The organism is Bacteroides sp. BFG-637 (assembly GCF_024793605.1).
In the GTDB taxonomy this organism is placed as follows: domain Bacteria; phylum Bacteroidota; class Bacteroidia; order Bacteroidales; family Bacteroidaceae; genus Bacteroides; species Bacteroides vicugnae.
Genome location: NZ_JANUPD010000002.1, coordinates 6,451,722 through 6,466,133, shown reverse-complemented (window position 1 = coordinate 6,466,133; position 14,412 = coordinate 6,451,722). Strand labels below are relative to the sequence as shown.

The window sequence follows — 14,412 nt, the reverse complement described above, 5'->3', positions numbered from 1 at the left end:
GAGGAATCATTCATGAATTTAAGAACCTTTATTGAACGCCCCGTATTATCGGCAGTCATCTCTATCACGATTGTCGTAGTGGGTATCATCGGGCTGTTCACTCTGCCCGTTGAGCAGTATCCTGATATTGCTCCGCCTACCATTATGGTGAGTACCACCTATTATGGCGCCAGTGCGGAAACATTGCAGAAGAGTGTTATTGCGCCTTTGGAAGAGGCGATCAACGGAGTGGAAGACATGACCTACATGACTTCTTCCGCCACCAATGCCGGTTCGGTGAGCATCACCGTCTATTTTAAGCAGGGCACAGACCCCGATATGGCGGCTGTCAATGTGCAGAACCGTGTATCGCGCGCTACGGGGCAGCTTCCGGCGGAGGTAACCCAAGTCGGTGTGACCACTTCCAAGCGTCAGACGAGTATTTTGCAGATGTTCTCCCTGTCCAGTCCGGACGAGAGTTACGACGAGAACTTCCTGTCCAACTATATCAGCATCAACCTGAAACCTCAAATCCTTCGTATCTCCGGTGTGGGCGATATGATGATTATGGGCGGTGAATATAGTATGCGTGTTTGGATGAAGCCGGATGTGATGGCACAGTATAAACTGATTCCGTCTGATATTACCGGTGTGCTTGCCGAGCAGAATATCGAATCGGCTACCGGTTCGTTCGGTGAGAACTCCAATGAAACGTATCAGTATACGATGAAATACAAGGGACGTTTGATTACTCCTGAAGAATTCGGGGATATCGTTATCCGTTCTACCGATAATGGTGAGGTTTTGAAACTGAAGGATATTGCCGATATACAACTGGGACAGGACAGCTATGCTTACCATGGTGGTATGGATGGTCATCCGGGTATATCCTGCATGGTGTTCCAGACTGCGGGTTCCAATGCGACCGAAGTAAACCGGAACATTGACAAATTTCTCGACGAGGCGCGCAAGGAGCTTCCGAAAGGAGTGGAACTGACGCAGATGATGAGCTCCAACGACTTCCTGTTCGCTTCCATTCATGAGGTAGTGAAGACATTGATTGAGGCTATCATATTGGTTATCCTTGTGGTGTACGTCTTTTTGCAGGACTTCCGTTCTACGTTGATTCCGCTGGTTGGAATTGTAGTTTCGCTGGTGGGCACGTTTGCTTTCATGGCGATAGCCGGATTCAGTATCAACCTATTGACTTTGTTTGCGTTGGTGCTCGTTATCGGTACGGTGGTGGATGATGCCATTATTGTCGTCGAGGCGGTGCAGGCGCGGTTCGATGTGGGCTATAGGTCATCGTATATGGCAAGTATCGACGCTATGAAAGGAATCAGTAATGCCGTTGTCACCTCTTCGCTGGTGTTTATGGCGGTGTTTATTCCGGTGTCCTTCATGGGCGGCACTTCCGGTACGTTCTATACGCAGTTCGGTCTGACGATGGCGGTTGCGGTGGGTATTTCCGCAGTCAATGCGTTGACTTTGAGTCCGGCTTTGTGTGCACTGCTGCTGAAACCTTATATTAATGAAGACGGAACGCAGAAGAACAACTTTGCGGCACGTTTCCGTAAGGCTTTCAATTCGGCTTTCGATGTGATGGTGGATAAATATAAGACGATTGTATTGTTCTTTATCAAGCGCAGATGGCTGACATGGTCTTTGCTGGCTTGTTCCGTAGTGTTGCTTGTGTTCCTGATGAATACCACAAAGACCAGTCTGGTACCCGACGAGGATCAAGGGGTTGTTTTTGTTAATGTGAGTACGGCGGCAGGCAGTTCGCTGGCAACAACGAATGAAGTGATGGGGCGTATTGAAAAACGCTTGATGGAAATACCTCAACTGAAACACGTGCAGAAAGTGGCGGGTTACGGATTGCTGGCAGGACAGGGTAGTTCGTTCGGTATGTTGATTCTCAAATTGAAACCGTGGGACGAACGTCCGGAGGATGAGGACAATGTGCAGTCGGTGATCGGTCAGGTATATGCGCGTACGGCTGATATAAAGGATGCCAGTGTGTTCGCCATCTCTCCGGGTATGATTCCGGGATACGGTATGGGTAATGCACTCGAACTTCATATGCAGGATAAGATGGGCGGTGATGTGAAAGAGTTCTTCACCACTACCCAACAATATTTGGGAGCCTTGAATCAGCGGCCTGAAATCTCGATGGCTTATTCGACATTCGACGTGCGCTATCCGCAGTGGACGGTAGAGGTGGATGCAGCTAAATGTAAGCGTGCAGGCATCACGCCCGATGCTGTGTTGAGTACGCTGTCCGGTTATTACGGTGGGCAGTATGTGTCCAATTTCAACCGCTTCTCTAAAGTGTACCGTGTCATGATTCAGGCCGATCCGGTGTTCCGCTTGGACGAAACTTCGCTCGATAATGCTTTTGTGCGTATGTCGAATGGAGAGATGGCGCCGTTGAGCCAGTTCGTTACGCTGACCCGTAGCTACGGTGCGGAATCATTGAGCCGTTTCAATATGTACAACTCCATTGCGGTAAATGCGATGCCGGCCGACGGATATAGTACGGGAGACGCCATCAAGGCTGTGCAGGAAACTGCCGAACAGTCTCTTCCGAAAGGTTACGGCTATGATTACGGAGGTATCACCCGTGAGGAAAACCAGCAAAGCGGTACGACAGTGATTATCTTCGGTATCTGCTTCCTGATGATTTACCTTATTTTGAGTGCGCTCTACGAGAGCTTCATTATTCCGTTCGCTGTTCTTTTGAGTGTGCCTTGCGGATTGATGGGTAGCTTCCTTTTCGCCCGGATGTTCGGACTGGAGAATAATATTTATCTGCAGACAGGTTTGATTATGTTGATCGGTCTGCTGGCGAAGACGGCTATTTTGCTGACGGAATATGCTGCTGAACGTCGTAAAGCAGGCATGGGGCTGATTGCTTCTGCGGTCAGTGCGGCTAAAGCCCGTCTGCGTCCGATTTTGATGACGGCGTTGACGATGATTTTCGGTCTGTTCCCGCTGATGATGTCAAGTGGAGTAGGAGCCAACGGTAACCGTTCATTGGGTACGGGTGTAGTAGGCGGTATGACCATCGGTACACTGGCGTTGCTCTTCATCGTGCCTACTTTGTTTATCGCTTTCCAGTGGTTGCAGGAACGTTTGCGTCCCGTGCAGAGCAGGCCGACGCATGACTGGCAGATTGAAGAAGAAATCAAAGTGAGCGAGGAAGAAAAATCTAAAGCTGGAAAAGGATAACTAATAATTAAAGGCTTTAGGCACGGATTACACGGATTACACAGTTTTGGCTGCGCAATCTTTTAAAACCGTGTAATCCGCGTAATCCGTGCCTAATTAAAATAAGAACGCATTATCCGTGCCTAATTAAAATAAAACCGAAATAATCCGTTCCTGAATTAAAATAAGAACCAATGAGAAAAATAATCATTCTGTCCGCAGCAACGCTTATATTGAGCAGTTGCGGTATCTACAATAAATACAAACCGGTATCGGAAGTTCCCGAAGGACTTTACGGCAGCGGGTCCGTTGCTGCCGCCGATACGGCAAACTTCGGCAACCTCTCGTGGCGGGAGGTCTTTACCGACCCTTATCTGCAGAATTTGGTGGACTCGGCACTCTTGCGCAACACCGATATGCAGACTGCCCATTTGCGTGTGAAAGAAGCGGAAGCCACGCTGCTGACGTCCAAACTGTCTTATCTGCCTTCTTTGTTTCTTTCGCCGGAAGGAGCTGCCAGCAGCTTCGACCGTGGAAAGGCTACACAAACTTATTCGCTGCCCGTGACTGCTTCGTGGGAACTGGATATTTTTGGAAAGGTGACAACAGCGAAGCGTCGCGCGAAAGCTGCCTACGAACAGAGCAAGGAATATGAACAGGCTGTCAAGACGCAGTTGGTAGCATCTGTTGCCAACACGTATTACACGTTGTTGATGCTCGATTCGCAGTATGAGATAGCTGTGGCTACCGAAGCTGCCTGGAAAGAAAGTGTGAATGCCACCCGTGCCATGAAAAAGGCCGGGATGGTGAATGAAGCGGGACTGGCGCAGACGGAGGCTACCTACTTCAATATATGTACCACCGTGCTCGACCTGAAAGAGCAAATCAATCAGGCGGAAAACTCACTGGCACTTTTACTGGCAGAAACTCCCCACAAAATACAGCGCGGCAAACTGGGAAATCAGCAGTTGCCGGAAAACTTCTCCGTGGGTGTTCCCTTGCAGATGCTTGCCAACCGTCCTGATGTGCGTAGCGCAGAATTTTCGTTGGCACAGGCTTTCTATACAACGAATGCCGCCCGTGCCGCTTTCTATCCTTCCATCACGTTGAGCGGCAGTGCAGGATGGACCAACAGTGGCGGGAGCATGATTGTCAACCCGGGTAAGTTTCTGGCCTCTGCCGTGGCTTCCCTGACGCAGCCTTTGTTTAATAAAGGAGTGAATATCGCCCAACTGAAAATAGCGAAAGCCCAACAGGAGGAAGCCCGCCTTAGTTTCGAACAGGCCTTGCTGAATGCCGGCGTGGAAGTGAACGAGGCACTGGTGCAGTACCAGACTGCCCGCGAGAAAGCCGACTACTACAACAAACAGGTGGCTTCCCTGCAAACGGCAGCCAAGAGCACAAGCCTCTTGATGAAACATGGCAACACCACTTATCTGGAAGTACTGACCGCCCAACAGACATTGCTCAATGCGCAACTGTCGCAAGTGGCGAACCGCTTTACCGAAATCCAGGGCGTGATCACTTTGTATCAGGCATTGGGTGGCGGCCGTATGTAGGGAGGTATGTATGAATCCAGAAACACTGCGTTGCCGGATACTCGACTACACCAAACGGGAAATGTACCTGCATGGTGCCGACGGGTTGACGATGGATGATATAGCCAGGGGAATGAAGATGTCGAAGCGGACGCTTTACAAGCTCTTTCCCAGCAAAACGAGTCTGTTCCGTATCTGTCTTTCTGATTTTGCCAAAGGAATCAGAAGCCGGATCGAGCAACAACAGATACGGATGGACAGCTCGTGTATGGAGGCGCTTTTCATCACAGTGGACGGCTATCTCACCCTGCTTCATTCGTTGGGAAAAAAGTTGTTGCTCGATATTGCCGCCGACAGGGAATACCGTGCTGCTTTCGAGCGGGAGGAGGCTTTCTGGTTGCAGCAGTTGATTGATGTCTTGACGCATTGCAGGATTTGCGGTTATCTGCTTCCCGGAGTCGATCCCGACCGCTTTGCACCGGATTTGCAGGAGGTCATCTACCAGAGCAGTTTGCAAGGTACTCCGTACCTGGTGCAGCGTATGTTGAACTATACGCTTCTGCGGGGGCTTTTTAAGATGGACGGCATCCGTTATATTGACGAACACCTGAAACCTGATAATTTGAATGTTTGTGTATGAAGAGAAAGAGGTGGGCTACCCTGTAAAGGGAGCTCACCTCTTTTATTTTCTTCGTTCGTAAACGGTTGGTTGGTAAATAGTGCCTTTATGAATCCGATTACTTTATAATCCTTCGATTATGCTTAAAGGTAAATCGGTACATTCGGCGATAGACTCATTGTCTATCCCTTTGGCTTTCATGTTCCGGGCTATTTTCAGCTGGGCTCTTTGTGTACCTTCTTTCATTCCTTTCTCTATACCTTTTTCCAACCCTTCTTTTATTCCTTTTTGTTCAGCTGCATCCATTGTCACCAAATAATCTCGGTACACTTTGACGCTATTGTCGTATCGCTCCCTGTCTTCCGGAGACATAGAAGCCACATCAGCGATATCTTCCAATTTCTCGAAGACAGCTTTTCGTGCCTTGAACGGCAAGGTAGGTCGATATAAAATCTTATTTCCACTCATCCGGGCGTTCTATTATATATCCGTTTGGTAGTTGTACTTTTTGGGGCAATATGTGTTTTTTGAATATATTAAAAGCGCCATCAAGTTTACGTGTGCCATCGCTTAGATTCGATAAGTTAGATGAATACCTGTTAGGAGGAAAATATACATAGACCTTTTGTAATGGGTTAAATTCTCTTATTAGCTCTACAGGTGGTATTAAATCGCTGTCAGCTGATACAATGATGGCAATGTCACAACGCTTTTTATAGGCGTCCGACAGAATTTTTGTAGCTATACGTACATCTGTCTCTTTTTCCTCAAAAGAATGAATGATACCACCACAATAACGGCATTTAATCTCTTTTTTGAGGTATTTACCCAATATCAAGTTAAATTTAGGGTTGCATTTGTTAGCTTGAAATAGTTTATCTTGTCTATCGTGCTTGCCTGCATCTGTTGGACGAGCTGAAAAATAGTTGACTTCTACCAGTTCCTGATATGGCTTTAGAAAGTTATTAAAGAAGCCGACTAAATCCAGCCAATAACACATTTTCCATTTTTTCGATTTCAGCCCGTAATAGAAGTTAAAACCGTCTACATAGACTATTACTTTCTTTTTGTCTTCCATAGTGTTATATATAAAAAAACCCATCTTTAATTGATGGGTCAGCCTTAGTGTTTCTCAACTAAGGGGGGTAATTTGTACTACAAAGGTACAATCATTTTTTAGAATAACAAATTGATAGGTCTTTTTTCTTTCTTTTTTTATGATTTGCTCTATTTTTTTGTTTTCTCGAATTGTAAGCATTCACTTTACAAGTCGAGGTCTTTTCTTTGTATTATAAAAATGTAACAGTTCTTGGTTTTCCATCCCTTTTGCAGTAAAAATAAAAAGGTTCCTTGTTTATAGGCAGACTTTTCCGCTTTATCTTCCCCTGATTAGCTTTTTCAGTGTCCCGTTGTAGGTGTTCTCAAATTCCGTCGGATGATTGAGTGCCCAAAGAATGTAATCACCCGGTTCATTCTTTTTGAGTAGGGTAGGGCGGTATTGGGAACTGAGAATTTTCCATAAAATACCGCCGGGACCTCCCAACTCTTTACGTCGGGCAAGGGCGACAATCGCTTTTACGGTCTGTTCGTTCCGGATGCCGATAGTTTGCATATTAAGTAGAAGTATAGCTTCCGAGCCTCCTCCCGCTTGCATCCCTTCCGAAACCGTTTCTTTTCCAATCGATTTATCCAAAGACAAACCCTCTACAACGACAGGCGAAGCCTGAAAAACGCTGTTTGACGGAACGGGTGGCATGATCCTCTCATTCTCCTTTCCGTCTTTTCCTTCCCTCTCTGTCTCTATGTCTTTTTTAATTTCAGATTTGATTTCATTTTCCATATCCCTTTCCTGTTTACCTTTGCTATCTGTATCCGTTTCTTCTTTTGTTTGTGGCATTGTTGTAGCAAATTCATGGGGTTTTGTAACATTTTTGCCGGAGTCATCCGTATTTTCCGGTTCTATTTCACTACTCTCCTCCTTGATAATCCAGAAATGTTCCAGGGGCAATTTATATTTTCTCCGGCTGTCGGTGATGATTTTATGATATTGTTCCTGAATCGCTTGTGAAGTCAGTACGCCATACTCCTTATATATAAGATCATCGCACAGCCCCACTGCCAGGCAATCATCAATGATGGCCTGCATTTCCTCCTCCCCGCAACACGCTTCCTGGGCGATGTCGAAAAGAGTGTCTTTGTTCCACAAAATATAATAACCTTTTTCTTTATAGATGAGGCAGAGCAGCGAAGTGAGTGCGGCAATCCCTGCCGCGTGGTGGCGACAGGAGATGCGGCGTACTTTTCTGTCCTGCAGAAAATTGACATCGAGGGGGAAATAATCTAATCCGGGTTTGGAAATACGGGCCATGATGATAAAATGCTGGTTGTAAATGGTTGATTATTACTGAATAAATTCTGCTTTTACATCGAAGCAGGGGCAGGATTTTATATACTCGTCAGGTGAGATAATGCCGTCTCCGTTGAGGTCAGGACTGGTGTCCCGATGCCCTATCACCTGCTTCAGAGAAGGGAAGACAAGGCGCAAATCTTCTACCAGCCGGACGAGCGCTTCACGTTGCGCTTCCGTTCGTGTGTCGGCAGGCCGGCCGTTCCTGTCCAATCCGCCAATGTAGCAGATACCGATAGACCGATGGTTCCAACCCGTGCAATGCGCTCCATCGAGAGCAACATCTCTTCCCGGTTCAATCGTACCGTCGAGACGGATGACGAAATGATAACCGATAGAACGGAAACCACGTTGACGATGCCAGCGGTCGATGTCGATAGCGGCAAAATCCTGTCCCGCACGAGTGGCGGAACAGTGGATGATGATCGTGTCTTTCATGGCAGAATCCTCCTTTCCTGTTTGCAGACGGCAGGTGAGATAACTCCGAACGCAATAGCCTCCTCTTTGGACAGTTGGCGGTAATATTGCTTTGTTACTGAATGGAGCACCGGAGAGAAGGGAGCATCCATCGGCGGCGTTGTCGTTTGATTAGGTATGGTGGGCCGATTAAGCACTGTAATCAGATCAGGCCTTGTCTGAACCATGATAAAAGCATCTCCCCGATGATGTTGCACACGCAAGGCGTGTTGTTTCACGCGGTCCGGATGCTTTAGTTGGAGGATAAGCCAGTTTCGGTGCGCAGGCTTCAGACGTTCCTCTCTGACCATTTCTTTCATAGACGGGTAGGCACGCAATACTTTCCCCGTTGCATCCGTAACGGCGAAAGGTGTTTGATGAGATCCCACTCCCGTACGTCGTAATCCCGTTCGGATGGCGTGCATCATATTGGTGTATGCATCGCACCATTCGAGGTTTGACACATGGTTGTTCATCGTATTGCCGTCGAGGTGGTTAATCTGTGGCAGATGCTCCGGGTTGAGGATGAATGCTTTGGCAACCAAACGATGAATTTTGTATTCGATACAAACACCTTTATTCGGCAGTATGACAGTTTCGTAACCGGTCCCCATGATTTTGGCACAAAGGATCAACTTTGATCTGCCCTTGAAACTCAATACCCGTCCGTGATCTGAAATCATATAGTCGGGGTTTTCTTCAATAAATCTCCAATTTTCCATACTTGATATTGATAATGTTAATAAAATTATACTCTGTTAAAAAATAATCGTTTTTCTGAATCATGCGGGGAGAAACGGCGTTTCCTCCATCTGTTAAACGGCGTTTTCTGGTACGGAGAAACGCTGTGGTCTGTATGTGTTAAACGGCGTTTCTTCCTCCTCCGTATGAGGTTCGAGCCGTTCGGCACAATGAATCAGAAACTCCAGTTCTTCCCGGCAGCCTTGAATAGCCTCATATAGCGAATCTACGTTATACTGCCTGCAAAGCGCCTCCCATTCTTTTCGTTCCTGTCCGTTCATTCCATTCTTTTGCAGATTCATTTTTACTTGTTGCTGTCTTGCCCGTCCGTTTCGATATCCAGAAAATTTTCAGCGTGAAAGGTGCGCCAGCCTTTGGCTTCGATGTCATAGTAGACAACGAACGTATTTTCCGGTTTGGGTAGATACGGACGGTGGAAACTATGTTCATATCCGGTGAGGGTGCCGGTGGCATGTCGGATGGTTCCATCCTGTTTGGTGTAGCGGAAACAGACATTTCCGTGATGCATCTGCCGGATGAGAGCTCCTATCCGGTGAGCCGTGACGAGTGCATCGTGCCGGTTCATACCGTTGTTTTGCCGGATGACGGCAGCTTGCTTCATTAGCTGTACTCGTTGGAAGGAATGATTTTTTTCAGTTTCAGTCATTTTGATTCGTTTTAATGATTTGATTATGGGGCAAAGATAGAGAGCAGGTAATGTAAAAGCTGTCCAAGCGTGAACCATAAAAAGACGTTGAAACGATTGAGTCATGATTGAGTGCTATGTGAGAAAAAGTAAATGGCGGAAGATTAAACTTATCTGTGGCAAAACTTGTTTATTATTTATTTTAGAATTACTTTTGCCACAGAATAAAGGAGGTGACTAATGAAAACCATGAATCAGATTGTCGGAGAGAACTTGAAGAAAACCAGAGAATTATCCGGTTTTACGCAGGAGCAGGTAGCGAAATCTATCGGTGTGGAGCGGTCGGCTTATAGTAACTATGAAAGCGGTGTTCGTGAAGTGCCTTTTCATTTGTTAGAGAAGATTGCTGATTTGTTTGGCTGTGAAGCGTTTCTTCTGTTTGAAGATAATGTAGAAGCCGACAATGAGATTCTGGCTACTGCTTTTCGTATCTCCGATGTTGAAGAAGGGGATTTGAAAGAAATAGCCCATTTTAAAGATCTCGTGAAGTCTTACCTTAAAATGGAACGGATTGGAAATGGCTCCAAATAAATTCATCATAGAAAGACAAGTGGCGGAATTTCGCGCGGATAACGGATTGAGTGCTTCGGAAGCCATTAATCTGAAAAGTCTGTTGCTGAAATTGAATGTATTGACCATTTTCCGCCCTCTTTCCGATAACTTTTCGGGAATGTGCCTCAAAGACGGTTCCGGACATCGGTTCATGCTCGTGAATTCTTCCCATTCAAGAGGCAGGCAACATTTCACGATTGCCCACGAACTCTATCACTTGTATATTGAAAGTAAACCAACTCCGCACAAATGCAACCCTTGTAGTGGAAGTAAAGACCCCGTAGAACAGAGCGCCGATATGTTTGCTTCTTCTTTGCTGATGCCGGAGACAGGACTTTGTCAACTTATCCCGGAAAATGAATTGAAAACAAAAAAGATCTCATTGGCAACAGTGTTGAAATTGGAACATTACTTTTCTGTTTCCCGCTCTGCACTGCTTTACAGATTGCTGAATGTTGGTTTACTGACCAATGCTGCACGTCTTGCGCTGGCAGATGAACCGGTGAAACACTCGGCTTTGTGTTTCGGTTATGACACTGCATTATATGATCCGGCAAACGAAGGACTGGTAATCGGAGACTTTGGCGAAAAAGCCCGTTCACTTTTTGAACAGGAAAAAATATCAGAGGGGCATTATTGGGAGTTACTCCGCAAAATAAACACACATGCAACAGAAGAAGACGAAAATAATACTGGATGCTGACGTTATCATCCATTTTGTGAAAGCGGAAGCATTTTCTTTGTTGCCGGACATCTTTCCCGAATACGAATATGTTATTTTGGATGTGGTTTATAATGAAGTATCCAAAGATCACCGGACTAAAGCCCTGATTGATAATTATACTTCTTATTTTTCAAAGATAACGCAAGAACGTTTCTCCCCTACGGGAGCATCGCTGAAAGATTATTTCCAATTACTTAAAACGTTTGGACACGGTGAGAGTGCCTGCATGATTTATTGCAGAGACCACCGTGATGTGCTGGGTAGCAGTAATTTGAAGGATATAAAGGACTATTGTTTGCAGAACGGTATAACTTTTCTGACTACTCTTGATTTTCTATATTACGCTTTTTGCCGGAAGAAGCTTTCGGCAGAGGAATGTAACGAGTTTATTGCTAAGGTAATTGCTTCAGGGAGCAAGTTGCCGGAAGTTGATATTACCCGCTATAAATGTACAGTCGCTATTTGACATCGCTTTTCTATTCTCTTGATTTATTTTTAGTAATAGTTCAGGTATCTTTTCTTAGCGCAAATCACAGCTCTTGGAACGAGTGATTTCTTTCCTCTTTGGCAGATTTTATTTCATCTATTTTCTTGATAATAGTGGTAAGGTAGAAAATGGGTACCCCAAAACCTCTTTTTTGTGAAAATATGGATGAAAAAATATAGAATGTGTCATGCTTGAACATAGATGTTAAAATAAGCATCTTACTTTTGTCGTGAAGTTTAAAGATGAATATTAAATAAAATGTAAAAAATGACTAAGGTAGAAAGAAAAGTGATTTTTAACAGTGAAAATGGTCAGAAAGAAATGGCCGGTGTACGTCACAGCGACGATGATGTTAAAAAGAAAGTGATTGATTGTGTTTTTAAGTTGGGGCAACTGAATAATATTTCAGAAAAATATGTTGAAAAGAATTCGGATTGTCCGCGTTCGTCCGTGGGGCGTGTGTACAGGTGTAATTTCGACGGTCGGAGCCCTATACCCAATTGGACAACTATCTTTAATTTTTTCTCCTGTGTGATTGGAAGGGCAACGATTATTCCCAATATTCCGGAGGTGTTGTGCTGGATTCTGAAGCTTTTTCTAGGAGATTCTGCGGATGTAGGCTATACAGTTGATGATAATCATCATATTCGTATTGATATTCAGTTTAATGACGATAAAACATTGCTTCCGGAGACTGGTGAAAAGGAAGGAAAGGTGAAGAAAAAAGATGGAGAATAGAGGAAAACGGGGGGGCAGTCGATTTGATGAAGCCGTCGGGAGGAAGTACTCCGGAATGATATAATCCTTTTCTCATCTAATGGGCGGACATTTCACTACAGATTATCTTGGATTCTTTATAACAGCAATCAGCAAGTTATAATTTGATTCGCGTGATCTGTGATGAAATGTCCGCTTTGTTTGGTCTTGCCTTATTTATCTTTGCCTTGTTTTTGCCTTGTTTTGTCTTTGTCCGAATGATATTTCCTTATAAAAGAGTCGTTTCAAGGTTCTCCTAAAAACTTGAAGAATAGTCCTACTTGTGCCGGAGTGAGCAGGATGGCTTTTTCGCTATATCCGGTTTGGGCGAGTGCGGCTTGCAGTGCGGTATTCTTGGCAATCCAACTACGGAGGGTGCGTCGTGCCGAGGCGGACTGTATGTGAGGCAGGTAAAGTCCGGCCAGCTGGCTTTTGCTATAGGATTGTATGCGGGTACGGCTTTCTGTTTCTGCTTTTGGAGTTGTTTCTGTTTTCATATTGACTGTTTTTTAGAGGTTTATTTTGTATGAACTCATACAAAGGTACGCCTTTTTATGCCGGTTGGTTCTGTTTTGTACAGAAGCCTTTGCAGGCATGAATCGTGTCAATTTGTGCTTGTCTGTTCTCTCTTGCGACGGGTTGTAACATCGTGTTTCCCTGCTTTCTTCTCTTCGTGTACTTTTGTCTTCGTAATCGGTTACAGACAGTAGTTATTTATTTATCAATCAAAAAAGAAAGGAAAATAGTATGCCATTAATTTACAAACCTTATCAGGCAACACTTGCCAACAAGGAAGGACAGAAACTTTATTATCCCCGTCTGGTGAAATTCGGGAAAATGGTCAATACGCAGAAAATGGCGGAATTGATTGCAGAAAAAGCCTCGCTGACGGCGGGTGATGTTCATAACGTGATTCGTAACCTGATGTCGGTGATGCGTGAACAGTTGCTCAACAGTCGCACGGTGCGCCTCGAAGGCTTGGGGACATTTACTATGATTGCCAAAGCAGGAGGAAAAGGAGTGGAGTTGGAGAGTAAGGTCAGCAGTTCGCAGATCACTTCATTGCGTTGTCAGTTTACCCCTGAATACACCCGTGCCGCTAACGGAAGTGCTACCCGCGCATTGACCACTGGAGTGGAATTTGTGCACATCAAGGATGTAGCGGGTTCGTTTGTTGCCGACGACGTCATTGACAAAGACCCGGATGACGGCAACGAACCTGGTGGCGGAGGAGGCGAAGCTCCGGATCCGGCCGCTTAACCGAATTTGTTTATACAATAATTTAGGCACGGATTACACGGATTTCACGGTCTTTAGTGTTGTCATTGCTGCAAAGTAGCCGTGTTAATCTGTGTAATCCGTGCCTGGAAAAAGATAGTAATTAATTAGTGACAGGTATTTAAAACGGATTATTAACCTTTAAAAGAAAACGGATGAGATTATTATTGGAAAAGTTGCTGGATATTCTTGAAGCAGTTTTGCGTTTCCGCCACCGGAGAAACGGTAAGGTAGAAAAGGACTAGCCAGATAGAAAAGGACTAGCCAGATAGAAAAGAGTTGGCGTATCTGAAAAAGGTATGAAACCGAATAGCGTAAATATGTAAGACGTGTCGCCCGCACGTAGCTCGCGTAACAGGTAAAAACGTGTAGCCATTCATAGAGTAAACGTAAGGTTAAGGAATAAGTGAAAAGCTGTCTCGAATGAACGAGGCAGCTTTTCTTTTTTCGTATTCCGAAAATCCTTTTTCGGAAACATAGTGAAAAAGAAAAAATCAGTAGTAATTTTTAAAAGGCAGAAATATTTCTTTGATTTTGTATAGAACAAAAGAAAATAATTTCCCACTTTTGTAGCTGCAATAGGGGATAGGTGTCCTGTGAGATGTCTGTTTTCCGGAAAAAAGATGAATGAAAACAGAATACTTCTTGCGTTAAAATCAGAAAAAAGTTTTCCGTTTTGGAAAACTTTCTATATCAGCGAGAAAGAAAAGTTTCCCAAAATTTAATGTTAAAAGCTAACCAAGCTATTAGATAATCTTCTATCTTTGTATCCGGTTTCGGAGCTAAAAGAGGTTTAGTCAATGAGGGAACGCTGTGTAAATCGGCGACAGTACCCGCTGCTGTAATTCTCTAAGAATCCGCACAATATGCCACTGCATCGACATCGGTGTGGGAAGGTGTTGCGAGGGAGAGATAAGTCAGAAGACCTGCCGGAATTTTTTAATTTTCAATTTTCAATT

At 44.9% G+C, this 14,412-nt stretch carries 15 protein-coding genes, 1 pseudogene and 1 riboswitch; of the genes and pseudogenes, 8 read left to right on the top strand and 8 right to left on the bottom strand.

Annotated features, from left to right (window positions below):
• The first annotated feature begins 12 nt into the window (after positions 1-12).
• From NXX38_RS25600 to NXX38_RS25590, 3 genes are all read left to right on the top strand, one after another.
• Positions 13-3,210 carry an efflux RND transporter permease subunit gene (locus NXX38_RS25600; protein WP_258981615.1) on the top strand — a complete coding sequence of 1,066 codons (3,198 nt, stop codon included), beginning with the start codon at positions 13-15 and terminating at the stop codon, positions 3,208-3,210.
• Between the two features lie 173 nt (positions 3,211-3,383).
• Complete coding sequence (locus NXX38_RS25595) at positions 3,384-4,748, top strand: TolC family protein (RefSeq protein ID WP_148365075.1); 1,365 nt, start codon at positions 3,384-3,386, stop codon at positions 4,746-4,748.
• Between the two features lie 10 nt (positions 4,749-4,758).
• Positions 4,759-5,367 carry a TetR/AcrR family transcriptional regulator gene (locus NXX38_RS25590; protein ID WP_148365074.1) on the top strand — a complete coding sequence of 203 codons (609 nt, stop codon included), beginning with the start codon at positions 4,759-4,761 and terminating at the stop codon, positions 5,365-5,367.
• 102 nt (positions 5,368-5,469) lie between these two features.
• Here the strand turns inward: NXX38_RS25590 and NXX38_RS25585 are convergent.
• The 7 genes and pseudogenes from NXX38_RS25585 to NXX38_RS25555 all read right to left on the bottom strand — a co-directional run.
• Positions 5,470-5,781 (bottom strand): annotated as a pseudogene (locus tag NXX38_RS25585) (hypothetical protein); the annotation flags it as partial.
• A gap of 19 nt (positions 5,782-5,800) precedes the next feature.
• Positions 5,801-6,424 carry an NYN domain-containing protein gene (locus tag NXX38_RS25580; protein WP_217721654.1) on the bottom strand — a complete coding sequence of 208 codons (624 nt, stop codon included), beginning with the start codon at positions 6,422-6,424 and terminating at the stop codon, positions 5,801-5,803.
• A gap of 297 nt (positions 6,425-6,721) precedes the next feature.
• Entirely contained in the window at positions 6,722-7,714 is a 993-nt protein-coding gene (locus NXX38_RS25575; protein WP_258981611.1) for a DUF4373 domain-containing protein, read from the bottom strand.
• Positions 7,715-7,747: 33 nt separating this feature from the next.
• Positions 7,748-8,191, bottom strand: coding sequence for an N-acetylmuramoyl-L-alanine amidase (locus tag NXX38_RS25570; protein WP_258981609.1), 444 nt, complete (start codon positions 8,189-8,191; stop codon positions 7,748-7,750).
• On the bottom strand, positions 8,188-8,931 hold the full coding sequence (locus NXX38_RS25565; protein WP_258981607.1) for an NUMOD4 motif-containing HNH endonuclease: 744 nt from the start codon (positions 8,929-8,931) through the stop codon (positions 8,188-8,190). The genes NXX38_RS25570 and NXX38_RS25565 overlap by 4 nt, the downstream gene beginning before the upstream one ends.
• A gap of 93 nt (positions 8,932-9,024) precedes the next feature.
• A complete protein-coding gene (locus NXX38_RS25560) occupies positions 9,025-9,252 on the bottom strand; it encodes a hypothetical protein (RefSeq protein WP_258981605.1) in 228 nt (75 codons plus the stop codon).
• Positions 9,253-9,254: 2 nt separating this feature from the next.
• Positions 9,255-9,617 (bottom strand): SH3 beta-barrel fold-containing protein, encoded by a 363-nt coding sequence (locus tag NXX38_RS25555; RefSeq protein ID WP_004296751.1) that lies wholly within the window; start codon positions 9,615-9,617, stop codon positions 9,255-9,257.
• 219 nt (positions 9,618-9,836) lie between these two features.
• Between NXX38_RS25555 and NXX38_RS25550 the strand changes: the two genes are divergently transcribed.
• The 4 genes from NXX38_RS25550 (at position 9,837) to NXX38_RS25535 (ending at position 12,157) form a co-directional block, all read left to right on the top strand.
• Positions 9,837-10,187, top strand: a complete 351-nt coding sequence (locus NXX38_RS25550) for a helix-turn-helix domain-containing protein (RefSeq protein WP_004321740.1) — start codon at positions 9,837-9,839, stop codon at positions 10,185-10,187.
• Positions 10,174-10,911, top strand: coding sequence for an ImmA/IrrE family metallo-endopeptidase (locus NXX38_RS25545; protein WP_004321738.1), 738 nt, complete (start codon positions 10,174-10,176; stop codon positions 10,909-10,911). The genes NXX38_RS25550 and NXX38_RS25545 overlap by 14 nt, the downstream gene beginning before the upstream one ends.
• Positions 10,874-11,398, top strand: a complete 525-nt coding sequence (locus NXX38_RS25540; RefSeq protein WP_234133010.1) for a hypothetical protein — start codon at positions 10,874-10,876, stop codon at positions 11,396-11,398. Before NXX38_RS25545 ends, NXX38_RS25540 begins: the two co-directional genes overlap by 38 nt.
• A gap of 288 nt (positions 11,399-11,686) precedes the next feature.
• Positions 11,687-12,157, top strand: a complete 471-nt coding sequence (locus NXX38_RS25535; protein ID WP_258981603.1) for a hypothetical protein — start codon at positions 11,687-11,689, stop codon at positions 12,155-12,157.
• A gap of 263 nt (positions 12,158-12,420) precedes the next feature.
• On the opposite strand, the gene NXX38_RS25530 is transcribed toward NXX38_RS25535, so the two are convergent.
• A complete protein-coding gene (locus NXX38_RS25530) occupies positions 12,421-12,672 on the bottom strand; it encodes a DUF4248 domain-containing protein (protein WP_148365065.1) in 252 nt (83 codons plus the stop codon).
• 250 nt (positions 12,673-12,922) lie between these two features.
• On the opposite strand from NXX38_RS25530, the gene NXX38_RS25525 reads away from it, so the two are divergent.
• Complete coding sequence (locus tag NXX38_RS25525) at positions 12,923-13,435, top strand: HU family DNA-binding protein (protein WP_122136990.1); 513 nt, start codon at positions 12,923-12,925, stop codon at positions 13,433-13,435.
• A 772-nt stretch (positions 13,436-14,207) separates the two neighbouring features.
• Positions 14,208-14,402, top strand: a riboswitch (cobalamin riboswitch).
• The last annotated feature ends 10 nt before the right edge of the window (positions 14,403-14,412 follow it).

Coding starts and splice junctions, on each gene's coding strand:
- NXX38_RS25600 (WP_258981615.1), top strand. CDS start 13: ATGAATTTAAGAACCTTTATTGAACGCCCCGTATTATCGGCAGTCATC.
- NXX38_RS25595 (WP_148365075.1), top strand. CDS start 3,384: ATGAGAAAAATAATCATTCTGTCCGCAGCAACGCTTATATTGAGCAGT.
- NXX38_RS25590 (WP_148365074.1), top strand. CDS start 4,759: ATGAATCCAGAAACACTGCGTTGCCGGATACTCGACTACACCAAACGG.
- NXX38_RS25580 (WP_217721654.1), bottom strand. CDS start 6,424: ATGGAAGACAAAAAGAAAGTAATAGTCTATGTAGACGGTTTTAACTTC.
- NXX38_RS25575 (WP_258981611.1), bottom strand. CDS start 7,714: ATGGCCCGTATTTCCAAACCCGGATTAGATTATTTCCCCCTCGATGTC.
- NXX38_RS25570 (WP_258981609.1), bottom strand. CDS start 8,191: ATGAAAGACACGATCATCATCCACTGTTCCGCCACTCGTGCGGGACAG.
- NXX38_RS25565 (WP_258981607.1), bottom strand. CDS start 8,931: ATGGAAAATTGGAGATTTATTGAAGAAAACCCCGACTATATGATTTCA.
- NXX38_RS25560 (WP_258981605.1), bottom strand. CDS start 9,252: ATGAATCTGCAAAAGAATGGAATGAACGGACAGGAACGAAAAGAATGG.
- NXX38_RS25555 (WP_004296751.1), bottom strand. CDS start 9,617: ATGACTGAAACTGAAAAAAATCATTCCTTCCAACGAGTACAGCTAATG.
- NXX38_RS25550 (WP_004321740.1), top strand. CDS start 9,837: ATGAAAACCATGAATCAGATTGTCGGAGAGAACTTGAAGAAAACCAGA.
- NXX38_RS25545 (WP_004321738.1), top strand. CDS start 10,174: ATGGCTCCAAATAAATTCATCATAGAAAGACAAGTGGCGGAATTTCGC.
- NXX38_RS25540 (WP_234133010.1), top strand. CDS start 10,874: ATGCAACAGAAGAAGACGAAAATAATACTGGATGCTGACGTTATCATC.
- NXX38_RS25535 (WP_258981603.1), top strand. CDS start 11,687: ATGACTAAGGTAGAAAGAAAAGTGATTTTTAACAGTGAAAATGGTCAG.
- NXX38_RS25530 (WP_148365065.1), bottom strand. CDS start 12,672: ATGAAAACAGAAACAACTCCAAAAGCAGAAACAGAAAGCCGTACCCGC.
- NXX38_RS25525 (WP_122136990.1), top strand. CDS start 12,923: ATGCCATTAATTTACAAACCTTATCAGGCAACACTTGCCAACAAGGAA.